The sequence below is a fragment of the Salsipaludibacter albus genome (assembly GCF_019798055.1).
Classification (GTDB): Bacteria; Actinomycetota; Nitriliruptoria; order Nitriliruptorales; family Nitriliruptoraceae; genus Salsipaludibacter; species Salsipaludibacter albus.
In genome coordinates, this window is the sequence record NZ_JAHOPH010000031.1 from 24009 (window position 1) to 43789 (window position 19781).

At 71.8% G+C, this 19781-nt stretch carries 16 protein-coding genes; 2 read left to right on the top strand and 14 right to left on the bottom strand.

The genetic code is table 11. The features are described from left to right. Positions 1-118: 118 nt before the first annotated feature. The 9 genes from KR546_RS15425 to KR546_RS15465 form a co-directional block, all read right to left on the bottom strand. Positions 119-1156, bottom strand: coding sequence for an ABC transporter permease (locus KR546_RS15425; protein ID WP_238445614.1), 1038 nt, complete (start codon positions 1154-1156; stop codon positions 119-121). After that, positions 1153-2271 (bottom strand): ABC transporter permease, encoded by a 1119-nt coding sequence (locus tag KR546_RS15430; protein WP_238445615.1) that lies wholly within the window; start codon positions 2269-2271, stop codon positions 1153-1155. Before KR546_RS15430 ends, KR546_RS15425 begins: the two co-directional genes overlap by 4 nt. Beyond that, the gene (locus tag KR546_RS15435; protein WP_238445616.1) at positions 2268-3803 is read right to left on the bottom strand and encodes a sugar ABC transporter ATP-binding protein; all 1536 of its coding nucleotides are present in this window, start codon (positions 3801-3803) and stop codon (positions 2268-2270) included. Before KR546_RS15435 ends, KR546_RS15430 begins: the two co-directional genes overlap by 4 nt. Then, the gene (locus KR546_RS15440; RefSeq protein ID WP_238445627.1) at positions 3800-4939 is read right to left on the bottom strand and encodes a Gfo/Idh/MocA family protein; all 1140 of its coding nucleotides are present in this window, start codon (positions 4937-4939) and stop codon (positions 3800-3802) included. Before KR546_RS15440 ends, KR546_RS15435 begins: the two co-directional genes overlap by 4 nt. 244 nt (positions 4940-5183) lie before the next feature. Next, entirely contained in the window at positions 5184-6371 is a 1188-nt protein-coding gene (locus tag KR546_RS15445) for an ROK family transcriptional regulator (RefSeq protein ID WP_238445617.1), read from the bottom strand. Positions 6372-6553: 182 nt separating this feature from the next. Next, positions 6554-7825, bottom strand: a complete 1272-nt coding sequence (locus tag KR546_RS15450; protein WP_238445618.1) for an FAD-binding domain-containing protein — start codon at positions 7823-7825, stop codon at positions 6554-6556. After that, positions 7822-9333 carry a cryptochrome/photolyase family protein gene (locus KR546_RS15455; RefSeq protein ID WP_238445619.1) on the bottom strand — a complete coding sequence of 504 codons (1512 nt, stop codon included), beginning with the start codon at positions 9331-9333 and terminating at the stop codon, positions 7822-7824. The genes KR546_RS15450 and KR546_RS15455 overlap by 4 nt, the downstream gene beginning before the upstream one ends. 269 nt (positions 9334-9602) lie before the next feature. Next, complete coding sequence (locus KR546_RS19800) at positions 9603-10148, bottom strand: DUF421 domain-containing protein (protein ID WP_238445620.1); 546 nt, start codon at positions 10146-10148, stop codon at positions 9603-9605. Positions 10149-10205: 57 nt separating this feature from the next. Continuing rightward, complete coding sequence (locus tag KR546_RS15465) at positions 10206-12068, bottom strand: glycoside hydrolase family 15 protein (protein ID WP_238445621.1); 1863 nt, start codon at positions 12066-12068, stop codon at positions 10206-10208. A gap of 327 nt (positions 12069-12395) precedes the next feature. Here KR546_RS15465 and KR546_RS15470 point away from each other — a divergent pair, with 327 nt between their 5' ends. Then, on the top strand, positions 12396-14489 hold the full coding sequence (locus tag KR546_RS15470) for a PQQ-dependent sugar dehydrogenase (protein ID WP_238445628.1): 2094 nt from the start codon (positions 12396-12398) through the stop codon (positions 14487-14489). 345 nt (positions 14490-14834) lie between these two features. Here the strand turns inward: KR546_RS15470 and KR546_RS15475 are convergent, their stop codons facing one another. Together KR546_RS15475 and KR546_RS15480 are read right to left on the bottom strand one after the other, a co-directional pair. Next, positions 14835-15650, bottom strand: a complete 816-nt coding sequence (locus KR546_RS15475; RefSeq protein ID WP_420804259.1) for an alpha/beta fold hydrolase — start codon at positions 15648-15650, stop codon at positions 14835-14837. A 41-nt stretch (positions 15651-15691) separates the two neighbouring features. After that, positions 15692-16351 carry a DUF4352 domain-containing protein gene (locus KR546_RS15480; protein ID WP_238445622.1) on the bottom strand — a complete coding sequence of 220 codons (660 nt, stop codon included), beginning with the start codon at positions 16349-16351 and terminating at the stop codon, positions 15692-15694. 180 nt (positions 16352-16531) lie between these two features. Here KR546_RS15480 and KR546_RS15485 point away from each other — a divergent pair, with 180 nt between their 5' ends. Continuing rightward, complete coding sequence (locus tag KR546_RS15485; RefSeq protein ID WP_238445623.1) at positions 16532-16912, top strand: four-helix bundle copper-binding protein; 381 nt, start codon at positions 16532-16534, stop codon at positions 16910-16912. 67 nt (positions 16913-16979) lie between these two features. Here KR546_RS15485 and KR546_RS15490 read toward each other — a convergent pair whose 3' ends face one another. The 3 genes from KR546_RS15490 to KR546_RS15500 form a co-directional block, all read right to left on the bottom strand. Next, on the bottom strand, positions 16980-17981 hold the full coding sequence (locus KR546_RS15490) for an NADP-dependent oxidoreductase (RefSeq protein ID WP_238445624.1): 1002 nt from the start codon (positions 17979-17981) through the stop codon (positions 16980-16982). A gap of 119 nt (positions 17982-18100) precedes the next feature. Beyond that, complete coding sequence (locus KR546_RS15495) at positions 18101-18847, bottom strand: hypothetical protein (protein WP_238445625.1); 747 nt, start codon at positions 18845-18847, stop codon at positions 18101-18103. A gap of 108 nt (positions 18848-18955) precedes the next feature. After that, positions 18956-19333 carry a hypothetical protein gene (locus KR546_RS15500; protein WP_238445626.1) on the bottom strand — a complete coding sequence of 126 codons (378 nt, stop codon included), beginning with the start codon at positions 19331-19333 and terminating at the stop codon, positions 18956-18958. Positions 19334-19781 lie beyond the last annotated feature (448 nt).

Here is a 19781-nt window from a genome sequence, read left to right on the forward strand (position 1 = left end):
GCGGTGGGTGGGGTGGATCAGGTCGGTCGGTGGGGGGATCGGTGGTGTCGGTCGGTCGGTGTGGTCGGTCTGGTCGTGGCGATCCCCCGGGTGGTGGTCGCATCGGACACGAGACGGCTCATGCGGGTGCGGGATCGGCGCTGGCGTCGGGCGCGGGCGTGTTCGCGGCTCCCGGGCCCCGGGAACCCTCGCGGGCGGCCCACGCCACCGCGGCGATGATGATGATCCCCTGCAGGGTGGGTCGAGCCGTCGAGGGCAGGGCCAGCTGGGTGAAGAGCCGCTCGATCGCCTGGTAGGCAAGGGCCCCGGCGATCGCGGCGATCATCGACCCGCGCCCGCCACCCAGCACGACGCCACCGAGCACCACCGCCGTGATCGCGACGAACTCGAGGCCGTCACCGACCTGCGCGGTGACCCCGGCGAAGCCGCCGATCAGGATCGCCGCGACGGTGGCCAGCACGCCCGACAGGACGAAGGCGACGGTGCGGACCCGCCAGACCCGCACACCGGCGAAGGACGCGGCCGTGTCGTTGTCGCCGGTGGCGACGAGGGTGCGTCCCCACGGGGCCCGCATCAGCAGGCCCACGGCGATGGCGATGACCACCGCGATGACCAGCGCCCACGGCAACTGCCGCAGCACCGGCATGTCGATGCCACCGCGTCCCCACGTGCGGAAGTTGTCCGCCAGGGCCCCGGTCGGGGCGCCGCCCGTCCACAGGCGCACCGCCCCGAACAGCACCAACAGCATGCCCAGCGTGGTGATGAAGGACGGGACCTTCAACAGCGTGGTGATGAGCCCGTTGACCAGTCCGACCACGGCACCCAGCACCAGCATGGCGGCCAGGACCGGCCACGTGCGGGACGGGTCGCCGTCGATCATCTTGGCCGCGAAGACCACCTGGGCCCCGACCAGCGCGCCGACCGACAGGTCGAACTCGCCGGAGACGATGACCAGGTACTGGCCGATCGCGAGGACCACGAGCGGGGCCGCGGCACGCAGGAACGCCATCAGCGACGCCGGCCGGGCGAAGGTGGGGTTGAGGATGGTGATGACGACCAGCACGACCACCAGCAGGGCGAAGATGGTCGCCGTGCCACTGGTCAGCCGGTTCAGCAGGCCGGCCGCGGCTCCGGAGCGCTCGCGCAGCGAACTCATGCCAGCACCTCCGGGTTGGACGAGGGACCGGACGGGGGCGACGACTCGGGCGGGTCGGACGGCCCGGAGAGGTGTTCGCCCTCCGAGGCCCCGATGGGTCTGCCGCTGGCGGTGAAGCGCTGTCGGTGGGCCGTCAGGTCGAGCTGGCGACGGGCGTACAGCGCCACCGCCGCGATGATGATCACGCCGCGGAGCACGTCGCGGAAGAACGGGTCGACCTGCAGGAGGTTGAACACCGTGTCGAGGGTGGCCAGGATCAGCACGCCCGCGACCGTTCCACCGACGCCGCCCCGACCGCCCATCAACAGGGTCCCGCCAAGGACCACGGCGGCGATCGAGTCGAGGTCGTAGCCGGCGCCGTAGATCTGCGCACCGACCCCGGTCGAGAACCGGGAGGCGAGCAGCAGCCCGGCCAGCCCGGCCGCGGTCGAGCACAGCACGTGGGCCAGCACCATCGTGCGCCCGGTGCGGATGCCCGACAGTCGCGCCGCCTCGACGTTGCCACCGACGGCGTACATGGCATGGCCGCTGCGGGTCCGGTTGAGCAGCACGACGGCGGCCGCCGCCACGGCGAGCATCACGATCGTGGCCAGTGGCACGGGCCCGATCCGGGTGTAGCCGAAGCCCTGGAACGCCACCGGCACGTCCCCGACCGGCCCGGCGTAGCGGGTGTCGAGGTAGCCCTTGATGATCAGGCCCATGCCCAGCGTGGCGATGAACGGGTTGACCCTCAGGCCGGTGATGACCAGGCCGTTCACCAGCCCCACGACGGCCGACACCGCCAGTGCGGCGACGACGCCCAGCACGATCCTGCCAGGATCGCCGTCCATCAGCGTGGCGCCGACGATGCTGGCCAGCGCCGCGGTGTAGCCGACCGACAGGTCCAGGGACCGGCACAGGATCACCAGGGTCTGGCCGATGGCGATGAATCCCAGCACGCTGGTGCGGCTGAGCAGGTTCACGATGTTGCCCTGGCTCAGCAGGTTGCCGCCGCCCGAGCCGACCAGCACCACGCCGACCACCAGGGTCAGCAGGAACGCCAGCCAGATGATCGCGGTCGTGGACAGGTCGAAGCGCTCGCGCACCTGCGCGATCGGACCGGTCGAGGTGCTCATGCGGCCACCTCCCCCGCCGTGCCGGCAGCCAGCGCCATCACGCCCTCCTCACCGACGTCGGCGGTGACCTCGCCGACCAGCCGGCCGTCCCGCATGACCACGATCCGGTCGGCCATGCCGAGCAGCTCGGGCAGCTCCGAGGAGATGAACAGCACCCCGTTGCCGGCCGCGCAGCGATCGCGCATCAGGTCGTAGACGGCCCGCTTGGCACCGACGTCGATCCCCCGGGTCGGTTCGTCCAGCACCAGGACGGCCGGCTCGGTCACCAGCCACTTGGCCAGCACGACCTTCTGCTGGTTGCCGCCGGACAGGAACCGCACCTCGGGATCGCCGCTGGAGGCCCGGAAGTCGAGGCTGGACAGGATCCCGGGGATGTCGCGCGAGCGCCGGTTGGAGGTCTTGGGCATGACGGCGTCCAGCACGAGCCGCGCGTTGGACGTCACCGTCTGCTCCAGGGCCAGGCCCTCGGCCTTGCGGTCCTCGGTGACCAGGGCGAGCCCGGCGGCGACCGCCTCGCGGGCCGACGTGGGGGTGAGCTCGGTGCCCCCGACGCGCATCGTCCCCCGCAGGAACGGCCGCACGCCGAACAGGGCCTGCGCCAGCTCGGTGCGTCCGCTGCCCTGGAGTCCGGCGACCCCGACGATCTCGCCGGCGCGGACCGCCAGGTCGACGTCGTCGATGTCGTGGTTGCCGGCGCCAGAGAGCTCCAGCACGACGTCGTCGGTCGGCCCACCGTCGGTGCGCTCGGGGAAGTACGTGCCGAGGCTGCGCCCGACCATCGCCGAGACCAGCTCGTCGGGGGTCGTGTCGGCGGTGTCGACCGTCTGCACCAGGTGGCCGTCCTTGAGGACGGTGATGCGGTCGGACAGGTCGAAGATCTCGACCAGGCGGTGCGACACGTACAGGATCGCCACGCCACGCTCCTGGAGCGTGCGCACCAGCGAGTACAGCAGGTCGACCTCCGCGCCGGCCAGGGCCGCGGTGGGCTCGTCCATGCAGATGATCCTGGCGTCGAAGGACATGGCCTTGACGATCTCGACGACCTGCTGCTGTGCCACCGACAACGAGGCGACCCGCCGGTCCGGTGACAGCGCGTCGGGGTCGATCCCGAGGTCGTCGAGCAGCGCGGCCGTGTCCCGACGCATCTGGCGCGGGTCGACCAGGCGGCGACGGCGTGGCTCGCGACCGAGGTAGACGTTCTCGGCGACGGTGCGCTCGGGCAGCAGGTTGAACTCCTGGAACACCGTGGTGACCCCGGCCGCCTGGGCCTGCAACGGATGGTCGAAGGTGACCTCCTCACCGCCGACCTCGACCGTGCCCGCGTCGGCCTGGTGCACGCCCGCCAGCACCTTCATCAGGGTGGACTTTCCGGCCCCGTTCTCCCCGACCAGTGCGTGGACCTCACCGGGGCGCACGTCCATGTCGACCCCGTGGAGCACGTCCACGCCGAAGAAGGACTTGACGATCCCCGTCAGACGCACGACCGGCACGACGTCGTCGTGCGTGCCAGGCCGGGGATCGGTGGTGCTCACGCGGGCACCTCCACCCACGTGCCGCTGTCGGCCGCGGCGACGACGGCCTCCACCACCCGGGTCGAGCGCAGGCCGTCGGCGAAGGTGGGGAGTCCGTCGGGCTGGCCACCGGCGATCGCTGCCGCGGTGTCGGCCACGAAGGCGTCGAAGCAGTCCTGGTAGCCCATCGGGTGGCCGCCGGGCAGGCGGCTGTAGGGCACGGCGGCCGCCGACAGCACGTCGGGGTCGCGCACCAGGGAGCGGGACGCGTCCCGGCGGCCGTGCCACAGCAGCTCGGAGCGCTCCTGGTCGAAGGCCAGCGATCCGTCGCTGCCGGACACCTCCAGCAGCAGCCGGTTCTTGCGCCCGGGCGAGACCTGGCTGATCACGGCCGAGCCCGGCACGCCACCCCGGGTGGTGAAGCTGATGGTGGCGATGTCCTCGGTGTCGACCTCGTGGTCGTCGCTGCCACGGCGTGGGTGGGCGGTGACCAGCTGCGCCGACAGCGTGGCGATGCGGTCCCCGGTCACGAACTCGAGCAGGTCGCACCAGTGCGAGCCGATGTCGGCGAAGGCACGGCTGGCGCCACCGAGCTCGGCGTCCACTCGCCAGTTGTCCTCGGCGGGGTCGGCGAGCCAGTCCTGCAGGTATGAGCCGTGGGCCAGCAGGACCCGGCCGACGTCGCCACGGCGGACCCGGTCGCGGGCCTCGCGGACCATGGCGTGGAAGCGGTAGACGAACGGGACGGTCGCGACCAGGCCTGCCCGGTCGGCCGTGGTGACCAGTTCGGCGGCCAGGGCGCTGCTGGTCGCCAACGGCTTCTCGCACACCACGTGCTTGCCCGCCTCGAGGGCGGCCAGCGCGACCGGGTGGTGGAGGTGGTTGGGGGTGCACACGTGGACGACGTCGACGTCGTCCATCGCGAGCAGCTCGTCCAGGTCGTCGGCGGCCCGGGTCGCGTGCAGCGCCGTGGCGGCCCGCGCAGCCGACGCCGGCGTGCTCGAGGCCACGGCGGTGACCGTGCCACCCAGGACACGGACGGCATGGGCATGCACGCCACCCATGAAGCCGCCACCCACGATGCCGGCGCGGTAGCCGCGGACGGGGGTGGGTGGAGCATCGGGCGGGTCGGGGGTCGGCGCAGGCGCCGTCTGCATGAGATCCATGCGGCGGAGCCTAGGCGGTCTTTTGGTTGCCGTCAAGCAAAAGGCTGCGACACGTCGCCCTGAATTGGGCAGCATCGTGGACGAATGGGGCAGAACGTGTCGTCCGACCACGCCGAACGAGACCGGAAATCGACCGAGATCGCACAGGAAACGCACTGGTGGAGATCAGCGATCACGGCCCAGCGGGCGACTTCGGTCCCGGTCCCGCACGTGGTGGCGGCCGAGCCGGCTGGCGTCAGGCCCGCACGTGGGTCGTGATGGCCTCGTCCACGGCGCTGGGCAGCAGGATCGACTCGATGATCATGACGGCGGCACCGACCACACCGGCACGGTCCCCGAGCTCGGTGCGCTCGATCCGCAGGTCATGCGTCGCCAGCACGGTCGAGCGCTCGTAGATCCGCTCACGGACACCCGCCACCAGCTGGTTCGCGGCCAGGGCGATGTCGCCGCCCAGCACGATGGCGCCCGGGTTGAGCAGGTTGACCGCGCCGGCCAGCACCTCGCCGATCTGGCGCCCGGCGGCCCGGACCAGGCGGTTGGCGGTGCCATCGCCGGCCATGGCCCGGCGGGCCACGTCGCGCGAGTCCTCCGACGGGGTGCCGGCCTCGGTCAGCTGGCGTGCGAGGGCGGCCCCGCCGGCCACCGCCTCCAGGCAGCCCCGGTTGCCGCACCGGCACAGCACGTCGGCGGCCGAGGCGACCTGGATGTGGCCCATGTCCCCCGCGGCGCCGTGCTGGCCACGGTAGATGCCGCCGTTCGCGACGATCCCGCTGCCGATGCCGGTGCCGATCTTGACGAACAGCATGTCGTCGACCCGGTCACGCCAACGGATCCAGTACTCCCCCAGCGCCATGATGTTGACGTCGTTGTCCACCAGGACCGGCACCGGGTAGGTCTCCTGGACCAGTCGCGGCACCTCCACACCGTCCCAGCCGGGCATGATCGGGGGGTTCACGGCGCGGCCGGCCGAGTACTCGACCGGTCCCGGCAGGCCCATGCCGATGCCCCGGACCTCGTCGGCACGACGGTCGACCTCGGCGAGCAGGCGGGCGAAGCCGTCCATCGTCCAGGCGATCACCTTCTCGGGCCCCTCGGCGATCGCGATGTCGCCGGTGTGCTCGGCCAGGATGTCGCCCGACAGGTCGGCCACGGCCAGGCGGCTGTGGGTGGCGCCGAGGTCGGCGACCAACACGACGCCCGCGTCGCGGTTGAAGGCCAGGGTCTGGGGTGGACGGCCGCCACTGCTGGGGGCCTCCCCCGCCTCGTAGACGTAGTCGCCGGCCAGCAGGGCCTCGATGCGCTGGGACACCGTCGAGCGCGACATGCCGGTCAGTCGGGCGAGTTCGGAGCGGGTCCGGGCACGGCCGTCCCGGATGAGGGCGAGCACCTCGCCCGGACTGTCGGCACCGGAGTTGTCTGCCATTTCGAAGCCCTTCGTGTCGTGTTCCGGCCACGCGACGAGGGGGACTTTCGCCTGCTGCCGACAAAAGATCAGGTCCGGCGTGATCATAGCGAAGCGAAGCGGCGACCTCGGGCAGGTTTGGTTCGTGCAATTCGTCCCGCCACCCCGCCCAATCCCGGGGGCAGGATGCCCGGCGTCCAGGATCAGTCCAGCCCGCCACCCAGGTCCAGGCGCGGCTGGCGCGGTGGCTCCGGATCGTCGTGGCGCCGGTCCCATGCACTGAAGCTCTGCACCGAGCCACCGTCGGGTCGACGCAGCCACGGCCACGGATGGATGACCGCGGGCTGGAGGCGACGACTCAGTGCCCGCCAACCGGGCACCGGGGTGAAGGTGACGGCAGGGTCGTGCTCGGCCAACACCTCGGCCGGCGCGCCCACGTGCACGACCAGGTCACGTCGCGACGCGAGGTCGGCCAGGCACTCGGCGAGGAAGACCAGCCGCTTGCCACTCAGTCGGAGTCGTGCCAGCAGCGGGGCGTCGAAGACGAACACGACCGGCAGGTCCGGGTGGGCGGCCAGCGCGGGGTCGTCGTCGCCGAGTGACTCGGCGGTCAGCCAGACCACGTCGGGAGGTCGTCGTCTCAGCACCTGGTCGGGGCCGGCGGTCCAACCCGGGGTCCGCTCGCCGCCGATGGTCGCGGGACGGGACTCGCGACGGGACGCCCGGTCGAGGTCCGGCCACTCCTCGATCGGGCAGTCGTGGGCCAGTTCGCAGTCGGCGCACAGCTCGGGCGCCCGCTTCATCACCTGGCTGCGGGAGAACCCGTAGGTCCGTCCCGTGGCCATCCCGGTCGTCCACTGCCAGCCCAGGCCGTTGGCGAACCGCGAGCCGTCCAGCAGGTGACGGAAGAAGTGCTGCTCGCCCTCCCACCAGTCGCCGTGACCCCGCACGACGTACTGCGAGGCCATCCACATCCGGGCCTGGTTGACCATCCAGCCGTCCCGCTCGAGCTCGCCGATCGAGGCCGCGACGCAGGCCATCTCGTCCGGCCAGGGTGCGCGGTCCCAGTCGCCGGTCGCGCGGCCGGGCTCGAAGCGCAGCGGTGCCCGCAGCGACCGCCCGACCTGGGCATAGAGGTGACGTGTGTACTCCTGCCACGACAACTCGTTGCGGAACTTCGTGCGATCACGCGCCGGTGCGTCGGCCACCGCGTGCCACACCCGGGGCAGCGTCAGCAGGCCATGGCGGATCCACGGGGACAGCCGGGTCGCGCCACGCCGGTCGCCCGGCAGCACGTCGTTGCGCCGCGACGCATAGCCCCGCACGTCCAGGTCGGCCAGGGCCGCGTCGGCGGCCGCCTGGCCACCGCGGAAGGCCGGCGAGGCGGCCACCTCGTCGCAGGCCAGGTCATCGAGGTGTTGCGTCACCCAGCCGACGACGTCGTCGGGATCGATCGCGGGCAGGTGGGTGCTCACAGCGTCCCCTCGTCCAGCCGGTCGAGGACCACGGTCGCCCGCTCCCGCACGGCCGGCAGGTCAGACAGCCGATCGAGATTGGACAGCGGTCGGGCCAGCCGGTGGTTGCCGGTGAAGGTGTCGCGGTGGCGGTCCAGGAAGTCCCAGTACAGGGTGGTGAAGGGACAGGCGTCGTCGCCGACCCGGGCACGGCGGTCGTAGCGGCAGTCGCCACAGTGGTCCGACATCCGGTCGATGTAGTTGCCGCCGGCGGCGTAGGGCTTGGTGGCCATGCGGCCGCCGTCGGCGTACAGGGCCATCCCGACGACGTTGGGCAGCATCACCCACTCGGCGCCGTCGACGAACGACGACCACATCCACCGGGTCATCGCCCACGGCTCGACCCCGGCCAGCAGGGCGAGGTTGCCCAGCACCATCAACCGCTGGATGTGGTGGGCGTAGCCGTGGTCGTGGACCGACCGCCGGGCGGCGGCCACGCACGCCATGTCGGTGTCGGCGTCGCCGGCCAGGACCGGTGGCAGTGGCCGGGTCGCGTCGAGGTGGTTGGCGTCGCGATGTTCGGGCATCCAGCGCCAGTACAGGCCCCAGGCGTACTCCCGCCAGCCGATCACCTGGCGGATGAACCCCTCGGCGGCGTTGAGGGGCACGTGGCCCGAGCGGTGGGCGTCCTCGACCGCCTCGACCACCTCCAGCGGGGTCAGCATGCCCAGGTTGAGTGCCGGCGACAGCAGCGTGTGGGCCAGGAAGGGCTCGCCGGTGAGCATCGCGTCCTGGTGGGTGCCGAACCGCGGCAGGACCTCGTCGACGGCGTGGCGCAGGCGCGCCAGCGCCCGGCGACGCGAGGTCGGCCACAGACCGGTCGGGTCGGCGCCGACGGTCGCGTCCGGGCTGAGGGCGTCGAGGTCGGCCAGCACCGCGTGGTCGAGGTCGTCGAGGTCGGAGGTGACCGGGCTGGGCCAGTCCCGTGCGTCGGTGGGGGGCGGCTCGCGGTTGTCGTGGTCGAGGTTCCACCGGCCACCGGTCGGCTCGTCGCCGTCCATGAGGACGTCCAGTCGACGACGCTGCCAGCGGTAGAAGTCCTCCATGCGGAACGACCCGCCGTCGGACTCGCGCTGGTCGGCCCAGGCCGCGAAGTCCTCCCAGTGACAGGTGAAGTGGTTGTTGCGTGTCGTGGTCACACCCTCGTCGTGCAGCATCGCGAGGCCGTCGAAGGAGGCGGGCTCCATCGCCACGACCTCGTCGGGGTCGTGCTCGTCGACGTGGGCGTGCAGCCCGGCCCGCAGCGAGTCGGCCCGGCGGTGGTCGACCACGAACCCCGCGTCGGCGAGCTCCGCCGCGAACCGCCGCATGCCCGCCAGCACGAGGTGGGCCCGCTGCCGGTGCCACCGCTGGGAGGTCAGCTTGGCGGTGGACTCGACCAGCAGCACCCGCGTGTCCCCGGGCTCCCGGCCGGCGAGGCTCGAGATCCCCCGGTTGAGCTGGTCACCGAGCACCCACACCGTCTCCATGCCCCGACAGGCTACGCCCACATCCGAGGCCCCCACCTCGCGGGCGTGATGGGATCGTCCGGCTCACCGGAACCAGGACTCACATCCGCGACCCGCCCATGTCGGGTCGACCAGGCGTGATGGGATCGTCCGGCCCACCGGAACGAGGACTCACATCCGGGTTCGGACGACGCGCCACGACAGTCTCACGTTGATGTGGAGGTTGAGAGTCAGGGTTGAGGCGCAGCCAGGGGCGAGGGAGCGGACCCGGCGATCAGACGCCCGGGGGATCAGCGGCGGCGGAAGGGCAGGATGGCGGCGTCGCGGCGGACGGATGCGAGCAGGTCCGGGTCGAACTGGTCCGCGGGGCCGTGCAACACCGAGACGTCGCCGGTGGTCTCGAGGACGACGGCGCGGACCTGGTCCAGGTTGAGGACGTTGGCCTCGCGCAGCTTGGCGTACAGGTCGTCTCGCGTGACCCGCGTGGCCGCCAGGTTGTCCTCCAGGATGCGGCCGCCGTCCATCAGCAGGACCGGGTCGTTCTCGACCCGGGACGTGTTGACCCGCCGACGCAGCGCCGCGAACCCACCCTGCATCGCGAACAACGCCACCAGCCCGACCGCTCCCTGCAGCAGGGACGGGCGGTCGGCCAGGATCACCGTCGCGATCAGCGACCCGATCGCGACCGTGCTGGCGAAGTCCACGGACGACATCTTGGTCAGGCTGCGCAGGCCGTTGACACGGATGAGCACGAGCAGCACCGCGTAGATGCCGATCGTGGTCACGACGATGCCGACCAGCTGGGAGACGTCGATGGCGTACCAGGATGCGTTCACGGGAGTCCTCGCAGGGGCGACGGCAGACGGATCCGGGTGGACCGCCCACGGACGACGCTACGAGGTGGGGTCGTGGTCGTCCCAGCGGTCGGTGGGGGCGTCCAGCGACTCGCCGGCCTCGCACCGGTGGATCGCCCAGGCCGCATTGACCAGTCCGATGTGGCTGAACGCCTGGGGGAAGTTGCCGAGCAGCTCCCCGGTCTCGGCGTCGACCTCCTCGGCGAGCAGGCCGACGTCGTTGGCGAACCCGGCGGCGGTCTCGAACACCTCGCGTGCCCGGTCGACGCGACCGGCCAGCGCCAGTGCCTCCGCCAGCCAGAAGGTGCACAGCAGAAAGGTGCCCTCGCCCCCCTCCAGCCCGTCGTCGGACAGGTACCGGTAGACCAGGCCCTGGTCGTCGGTCAGCCGCTCGACGATGGCATCGATGGTCGCGACCACGCGCGGGTCGTCGCCGGGCAGGAACCCGACCAGCGGGATGACCAGGCAGGCGGCGTCCAGCGCGGTGCCGTCGAAGACCTGGGTGAACGCCCCGGCCTCGTCGGACCAGGCCCGCTCCTCGATCGCGGCACGCACCTCGTCGCGGCCACGGGACCACGCCTCCACCCGGTCGGTGGCGTCCAGCCACTCCGCGAGGTCGATCGCCCGGTCCAGCGCGACCCAGCACATCAGCCTGGAGTAGGTGTGGTGCTGTGGCTCGCCCCGCATCTCCCAGATGCCCTGGTCGGGCTCGTCCCACACCTCCATCGCGCTGTCGGCCATCGCGACCAGGAACGCGCGCTCGGGCTCGGCGAGGTCGCCGATCTGCGTGCGCAGCCGGTGGACCGCGTCGAGCAACTCGCCGTACACGTCGACCTGGCGTTGGTTCCACGCCCCGTTGCCGACCCGCACCGGTGCGCTGTCACGCCAGCCCGACAGGTGGGGCAGCGTGCGCTCGGTCAGGTCGCGCTCGCCACCGATGCCGAACATGATCTGCAGGTCGCCGGCGTGGTGGACGGTCGTGGCGGCCGTGGTGAGGAAGTCCAGGAACATCCCGGCCTCGGACGGACATGCCGCGACCCACAGCGCCTCCAGCGCCATCGAGGCGTCCCGCACCCAGGCGTAGCGGTAGTCCCAGTTGCGCTCGCCACCGACCTCCTCGGCCAACGAGGTCGTCGGCGCCGCCACCATCGCGCCGGTCGGCACGTGGATCAGCCCCTGGAGCACCCGGCCGGAGTGGTCGACCAGGTCCTGCCACGGACCGGCGAAGCGCTGGTGCTCGTCGCTCCAGCTCTGCCACGCCGTGACGGTGTCGTCGAGGTGGTCGGCGATCGCCTCGGCCTCCCACGGCGCGGGCAGGTCGCCCCAGCTCGACGCGTACTGCAGCGCCAGGTGGCGGGTCTCGCCGGCGGCCAGCGTGGCGGTTCCCACGGCATGGCTGTCGGTGACCTCCAGGTCGACGTCACCGGAGACCCGCAGCTCGGTCGGGCCACCCCGCGCGGTCACGCCCCCGTCGACGTGTCGCAGCAGGGGGACGGTCAGCCCGTACTCCAGGCGTGGTGCGAACTCGACCTCCACGTCGACCTGGCCGTCGACGCACCGCGCACGACGCAGCAGGATGTGCGGGACGTCGTGGCCCAGCCGGTGGCCGCGGCTGCCGGCCGCCATCGCGAGCGCGTCGGTCAACTCCAGGGTGCCCGTGGGCGTGGTGAAGGTGGTCGTCAGGACGAGCGAGGCATCGACGTAGGACCGGGTCACGGTCACGTCGCCGGTGGCCGGGCCGACCCGGAAGTGCCCGGCGTCGTCGTCGAGCAGCCGGGCGAACACCGACGGGGCGTCGAACCGGGGCAGGCACAGCCACTCGATCGACCCGCGCCGATCGACCAGGGCCGCCGTGTGGCAGTCCGACAACAGGGCGTGGTCCCCGATGGGCTGGTTGCTCACGATCTCCCGTCCCGCTGGCGGTGCGACGTCGACCCGGGCGGTCCGGCCGCCGGGGCCGCCATCCTATGGAGGCACGATCGACCGGCCGCACCGGACGTCGGCGACCGGTGGGCGCACGCGTCGGGCGATCGAGGCCATCCCCTGTGAGGGCACCACCTGCCCTCTGCATCCACGCAACCCCATGTCCCACCGCCGGTACGTCCTTTTGTCGGTGGACAGGAGAAAGTGGGCGGACTTGTCTGGGCGGTGTGCAGATTGGGCTCGGGTCGAACTGATCCAGCGCCGGGCCTTCTCCCCCTGAACGGATCCGACCGAAGGCACGTGCCGATGCGAAGAATGCTGGCAATCTCTGCCTGCGTAGCACTGGGGCTCTCACTGTCGGCCCCAGCCGTGGCGCAGGACACCTCTCCCCCGAGCGATGACGACTTCCAGAAGATCACGCTCAACGACTCCCCCGGCGAGCCCATGGACCTCGCCCTGCTGCCCGACGGCGACGTCTTGCACACCACCAGGCCCGGCGACGTCTGGTACCACGACGTCGACACCGGACTGAACAGCCTGGCCGCGAGCTTCGACGTGTATCGCCACGACGAGGAAGGCGTGCAGAGCATCGCGGTCGACCCGAACGCCAAGCACGGCGACGAGGCCGTGTGGGTGTACATCTACTACTCCCCGCCGCTCGACACCCCTCCGGGTGACGCGCCCAACTTCGGTGACCCCGAGGACTTCGAGGCGTTCGAGGGCTACATCCAGCTGTCGCGGTTCCAGTTCAGCGACGGCGAGATCCAGATGGACACCGAGGAGGAGATCATGCAGGTCCCGGTCGACCGGGGCATCTGCTGTCACGTCGGTGGTGATATCGTGTTCGACTCCGAGGGCAACCTGATCCTGTCCACCGGCGACGACACCAACCCGTTCGCCTCCAACGGCTACGCGCCGATCGACGAGCGCGAGGACCGCAACCCGGCCTACGACGCCCAGCGGACCTCGGCCAACACCAACGACCTGCGTGGCAAGCTGCTGCGCATCACCCCGACCGACGGCGGCGGCTACACCATCCCCGACGGCAACCTCTTCGAGGAGGGCACCGCGGACACCCGTCCCGAGATCTACGCGATGGGCTTCCGCAACCCGTTCCGCATCGAGGTCGACCCGAACACCGACGCGATCTACGTCGGCGACTACTCGCCCGACGCCCGCAACCCCAACCCGAACCGCGGCCCCGCGGGCCACGGTCGGTGGATGTACGTCGACGAGCCGGGCAACTACGGCTGGCCGTACTGCGTCCAGCGCGACATCCCCTACGTCGACTACGACTTCGCCACCGGCACCTCCGGTGACGAGTTCGACTGCGACGGCACGCTGGTCAACGAGTCGCCGAACAACACCGGCCTGACCGAGCTCCCCGACATGGTGGACTCGGAGGTCTTCTACACCTACTCGGCCTCGGCGTTGTTCCCGGAGCTCGAGACCGGCGGGATCGGCCCGATGGCCGGACCGGCCTACGACAGCGACGACGTGGCGCCGTGGGTCAACCGCCCGCCGCACCGCCAGCCGCAGTGGCCCTCGTACTACGAGGACAAGCCGCTGTTCTACGAGTGGACGCGCGACTACATCAAGGCGTTCGAGATCGACAGCCAGGGTGACGTGCTCGGGATCGAGCCCGTCCTGGACTCGGTCGCGACCGACAACCCGATGGACCTCGAGTTCGGGCCCAACGGTGCCCTGTACATGCTCGAGTACGGCGACGGGTTCTTCTCCGAGAACCCCGAGGCCGAGCTGTCGCGCATCGACTACATCGCCCGCAGCGGGAACCACGCCCCGGAGGTCGACGTCGAGGCTGACGTCACGACCGGTCCGGAGGGCCTCGAGGTGAGCTTCACCTCGAACGTCTCCGACGCCGACGGCGACAAGCTCCGCTACATGTGGGACTTCGACGGCGACGGCGAGGTCGACTCCTCCGAGGAGAACCCGACCCACGTCTACGACGAGGCCGGCGTCTACCTGGCCCACCTCACGGTGGCCGACCGCGGTGGCAAGAACCGCGGCAAGATCGGTTCCGACTACGTCGAGATCCAGGTCGGCAACGAGGCCCCGGTGGTCGAGTTCATCACGCCGCAGGAAGGCGATGCGTTCTCGTTCGGGGACGACGTCGCCTTCGAGGTGCAGGTGACCGACGACCAGCCGGTCGACTGCAGCCTCGTGGAGGTCAGTTACGTCCTGGGCCACAACACTCACGGCCACCCCATCTCCACGGTCAACGGGTGCACGGGTGTGCTCGAGACCGATCTGATCGGCGGCCACGACCCGGACGTCGATGACCTCAGCGGCGTGTTCGTCGCCGAGTACACCGACCCGGGCGGCGAGGGTGGCACCGACCCCCTCACCGGCTCCGACGAGGTCGTCCTCGATCCGAGCTGACGCTCGATGACCCGGGGTCCTGACGGATCCCGGTGACCACACCCTCGACGGGGTGCGACCCACGCGGTCGCACCCCGTCGTCGTGTGTCCGACCGCCTCTCCTCTGCGTTCGCGACCGACTCCACCGGCCTCGAACGCCACCCCGACCGGTCAACGACATCCCCTCGGCGTTCGCGACCGACCCAACCGGCACCGAACGCCACCCCGACCGGACAACGACATCCCCTCGGCGTTCGCGACCGACCCAACCGGCACCGAACGCCACCCCGACCTCGGCTGCCCGCAGGAGGTTGCCTCCCTGGCGTTCGCGACCGACTCCACCGGCCTCGAACGCCACCCCCGGGGTCAGGGGTGCGGAGTCGAAACGCGGTCGCGGAGGATGCGGGTCACGGCCTCGGGCTCGGTCTCGGGGAGCCAGTGGTCGCCGTGCACCGCGACGAGGCGGTAGTCGGCCGCGACGTGCCCGGCGGTGCCCAGCGCGGCGGCACGACCGAAGAACGGGTCGTCGGTCCCCCACGCCAGCGTGGTCGGCACCGTGACGTCGCTCGCCCGCGCGAACAGGGACGTGTCCATCCCCCGGTAGTAGTTCAGCGCCGCCGAGAACGCGCCGGGCTGGTCCATGCGCTCGCCGGCCCGCATGGCCGACGACCGCGGCATGCCCGACGACATCAGCAGGCCGCGGAGCCGGGGCAGCACGAGTCGTTCGGCGATCCGGCTGCGGAACAGCAGGAAGTACCAGGAACGCAACCCCTGGGTCGAGGTCCGCATGGCCTTCGCCAGGGCCGCCGGGTGTGGCGTCGACAGGACGGTCAGGGTGTCGACGCGTTCGGGAACGCCCATGGCCGTCGCCCAGGCGACCACCCCGCCCCAGTCGTGGCCGACCACGTGGGCGGTCGCGACGTCGAGGTGGTCCAGGATCGCGACCGCGTCGCCGACCATTTCCGACGTCCGGTAGGCGGCGGGGTCGTCGGGACGGGCGTCCGGGGAGTAGCCCCGCAGGTCGGGGGCGATCGTGCGCAACCCACGGGCGTGCAGGTCCCCGACGACCAGGTCCCAGCAGGTGTGGTCCTGCGGGAAGCCATGGAGGAGCAGCACCGCCGGGCCGTCGTCCGGCCCAGCCACCGCCACGTCGAACACCAGCCCGTCGTGCGGGACCCGCACCATCGTGGCGTCCGGGCTGGCCGCGTCCGCCGACGGCTCGGTCACGACAGGTTCACGTGGAGCCGCGGCCCCTCCATCGCGAGGGTCTCCTCGACCGACAGGACCGCGTCCGCGATGTCCTCGCTGGGCAGGTCGAAGCAGAACGTGCCGGTGGCCTCCTCGCCGGGCTCGACCTCCGGGGCCAGCGTCAGCGAGTCCTCGGGCAGGGCCGCACACCCGGTGTCGGGGTACTCGGTCCCGTCGGGGGCCACCACCACCACGGTCAGGTCGAAGCCGGGCTCGGCCGGCTCGTCCCCGGTGTTGGTGACCACCAGGCGGGCGAGGGCGTAACGACCGTTCTCGGGATCCGGGTTGACCGAGTTCGCCTCGACGACCTCCTCGGTCGCCTGCCCGGTGTAGTCCTCGACCACCACCGTCCAGGAGTCGAACTCGAGTGCGTCACCCATCGCCAGCGGGTTCGCCAGTGAGCCCGAGGAGGTGTCGACCGTGGGCGACGGGCTGGGGGTCGGCGACGGGGTGGGCGAGGGCGTCGGGCTCGCGGTCGGCGACGACGACGGAACGGCCGACGGGGTCGGCGCGACGGTCTCGACCGGCGCGGCGGACAGGTCGACCGTGGGCGTCTCCTCGACCGGCGGGTCGTCCGTGCACCCGGCGAGGGCGAGCACGACCAGGGTGGCCAGCGCGATCCTTCGGGTCAGCATCGGGGTCCGTTCGGGGTTCCGGGGGCGTGTGAGGTGCGTGATCGTAGCCCCTCGTCCGGGGCGTTCCGTGGTGCTTCGACCGTCGCACGGTGGGGCAGCGCCACCCGATCGGACACCCGACTCCGACGGCCGATCACGGTGTACTCGTCGTTCCACCCGTTCCCTGCACCGGAAGTCTCCATGACCCTGCGCGACGTGATGGCCGCCCACCCCGAACGCGACACCTTCGACCTCGACGAACTGGTCGCCGCCATCGAGGCGGCCTCGACCTGCGCCGCCGCCTGCGGGACCTGCGCCGACTCGTGCCTCCAGGAGGGCATGGTGGACTGCGCCCGCTCCGACCTCGACTGTGCCGACGTGTGCCGGGCGACCGCGGCCGTGCTGTCGCGGCCCGGCCCCAGCGGCGACGGCTGGCGCTCCCTGGTCGAGACCTGCATCACGATGTGCACCGAGTGCGCCGAGGAGTGCGCCTCGCACGACGACGCCCACTGCCAGGCCTGCGCCGAGGCCTGCCGCGCCTGCGCCGAGGCCTGTCGCGCCCTCCTGGCCGTCGCCGACTGACCCCGATCACGTCGAGTGTGCGCATCCCGGCCACGGGCGGCCTCGATCCGCACACTCGACGGCTCGGTCAGGTGAGGTGGACGGCGTTCTTGCCGACCTTGTCGCCGGTGAACAGGCGCTGGAAGGCGGCCGGGACGTTGTCGAAGCCCTCGACGACGTCGACCTCGTGGCGGATCCTGCCCTCCGACGCCCACGTGGTGAGGTCGCCCATCGCCAGGCGGTAGTCGCGGACGTGGTCGAAGATCAGGAAGCCCTCCATCCGGGCCCGCTTGACGACGAGGTTCATGTAGTTGCGGGGTCCGCGTGGCGTGCCACCGTCGTACTGCGAGATCGCGCCGCAGACGGCGATCCGCGCATGGAGGGCGAGGTTGGCCAGCCCGGCCTCGAGCACGTCGCCCCCGACGTTGTCGAAGAACACGTCGATCCCGTCGGGTGCCAGCTCGCGCAGGCGGGACGACACCCGCTCGGTCTTGTAGTTGATGCACGCGTCGAAGCCGTAGTGGTCGACCACCCGCGCGCACTTGTCGTCGCTGCCGGCCGTCCCGATGACCGTGCAGCCCTTCAGCTTGGCGATCTGGCCGGCGACCGAGCCGGTGGCACCGGCCGCGCCGCTCACCAGGACGGTGTCGCCCTCCTCGGGCTGGCCGACTCGCAGCAGTCCGAAGTAGGCCGCGAGCCCGGTCGGGCCGAGCAGCCCGACGGCGTCGAGCGGGTCGGTGCCGGCGGGGACGACCTGCATGCGGCGGTCACCCTCGTCGGCGATCGCGAACTCCTGCCAGCCGGTCGTGCCGCTGACCAGGTCGCCGACGGCGTAGCGGTCGCTCTTGCTGGCGACGACCTCGCCGATCCCGAGGCCGCGGACGACCTCGCCCTCCTGGATCTTGGGCACGTAGGTGTCACGCTCCAGCCAGCCCCGGATGGTCGGGTCCATCGACAGCCACTGCACCGCGACCAGCGCCTCGCCGTCACCTGGCTCAGGGACGTCCTCGGAGGTCGAGGTGAAGGTGTCGTCGTCGATGGGTCCGTGGGGCGTGGTCTTCAGCCGCCACTGTCGGTTCTGGTCCGCCATGCAGGCACTCCCGGGAGGTCGAGGGATGCCCGGACGCATCCAGGTCCGGGCGCACACGACTGTAGGTCCCGCCGCGTGGCCCGGGGCCGGCGGAAGGAGGGGCAGGGGGCAGGGCCTGCTCAGGCAGGGACGCCGTCGCGGGCCAGCAGGGCACAGGCCTCGGCCCACCGTGCGTGGTCGACCGGCGCGACCGGTTCGTCGAGGAACGCCCGCGCCTCGTCGACGGCCCGCGAGAGGAGGTCCGCCAGCGCGCGGTCGGAGTCGGCCGGTCCCCCGGCCAACGTGCCCTGCACGGCGCAGCGCACCGCGGTCGGGGCCGCGTGCTTGCGATAGGTCCGCAGGCGCGGGACCTCACCCGCGGCGAAGGCCAGCGCCCAGTCACGCACGGCCGGCACGGCGGCCAGGGCGGTGGTCGCCTCGGGCGACAGGCCGTCCACCGGGCGACCGTCCAGCCGCGCCAGCATCCGCTCGGCCGCCAGGAGTCCCACGGCCAGGGCACGCTGCTCGTCGATCGGTGCGCGGGGGAGCGCGACCAGGGCACAGCGACGTGCGATCACCGCGTCGAACCGCGGGTCGTCGCTGCGCAGCCCGACGACCGCGGGAACCAGCGGCACCAGCGCGCCTCGCCCATCGTCGGTCGTCGAGTCGTTGACCAGGCGTGCCAGCGACGCCAGCAGGGGCTGGGTGCAGGCGGGATGGTCACTCCATCGCTCACCCGCCAGGTACGACGCGAACTCCATGAAGCACCCGCCCTCGCTGGCACGACGGTGCTTGCCGCGCGAGAGGACGGGCAGGCCCTCCGGCACCCCGGCGGCTCCGTGCCCACGCCCGGCACGGGGCCGGCCGAGCAGGTCGCGATCGGTCATGACGGCACCCCTCGCATCGACGATGGAGCCAGTATGGACCGCCCGCTCGGTGTTTGCGAGGGGTGATCGACCCCACCGTGGACGGCGGGTGACGGACGACGTGCCGCCTCAGGCGGCCGTGGCCTGCTCACCGGACTCCGCCGGCGACGACGTCGGCCGTGCCGGGGTCACGCGCGACAGGCGCGTCGGATCGGCGGTCGACGAGGTGGACCGGCGAGCCAGCACGATCCTGGTGACGACGGCGATCCCGACCGCGGCCCAGAACAGGATCGGGGCGAGGTTGATGACGCCCGACCAGGAACCCGGATCGGCATCGGCCGTCGCGGCCACGGACGGGCCTGCAGACAGCACCATGAGCACGACGAGGGCGAGGAACACCACGAGGGCGCCGAGGCGGACCGTGGTCCCGTCGACGGGACGTCGCTCGCGGTCGCGGCGGTGTTCGAGCGCATCGGACACGCGTGTGAATGGGCCGGTGGACGGCATCGCGGGTTCCCCCTCGTGGATGGTTCTTCCTGTGTCGCATGCCGACGACCCAGCCAGCCCCGTCCGGTCGGCCCCCGACATCGCCCACGGTGCCACATCGACCGTTGCGATGCCAACGACCCTCGACACCTCCGGCGCCAACGGCCTCCCCGGGGCTCAATTCGGCAACTCCCCCACCAAACCCCGCGCACTGGACGCACACCGGAGTGCGATTGCTCACGAGCACTCCCCCGCCACCCGGGTGCAGCACTGCCCCGCGGCCCGTGCGACGATCGACTCAGGGTGCGCGGACGATCGTTCAGGGAGGTCCCCCATCGCCAGCAGGGACCGTGCGTCGTAGCGTCGCCGTCGACGACCGTGCTCGCCGCCGGCACGGCTGCGTGGTACCCCGGCCCTTCGGACCACTGGACAGACCATGACACCCCCCACGTCCTCGCCCCCGACGGCC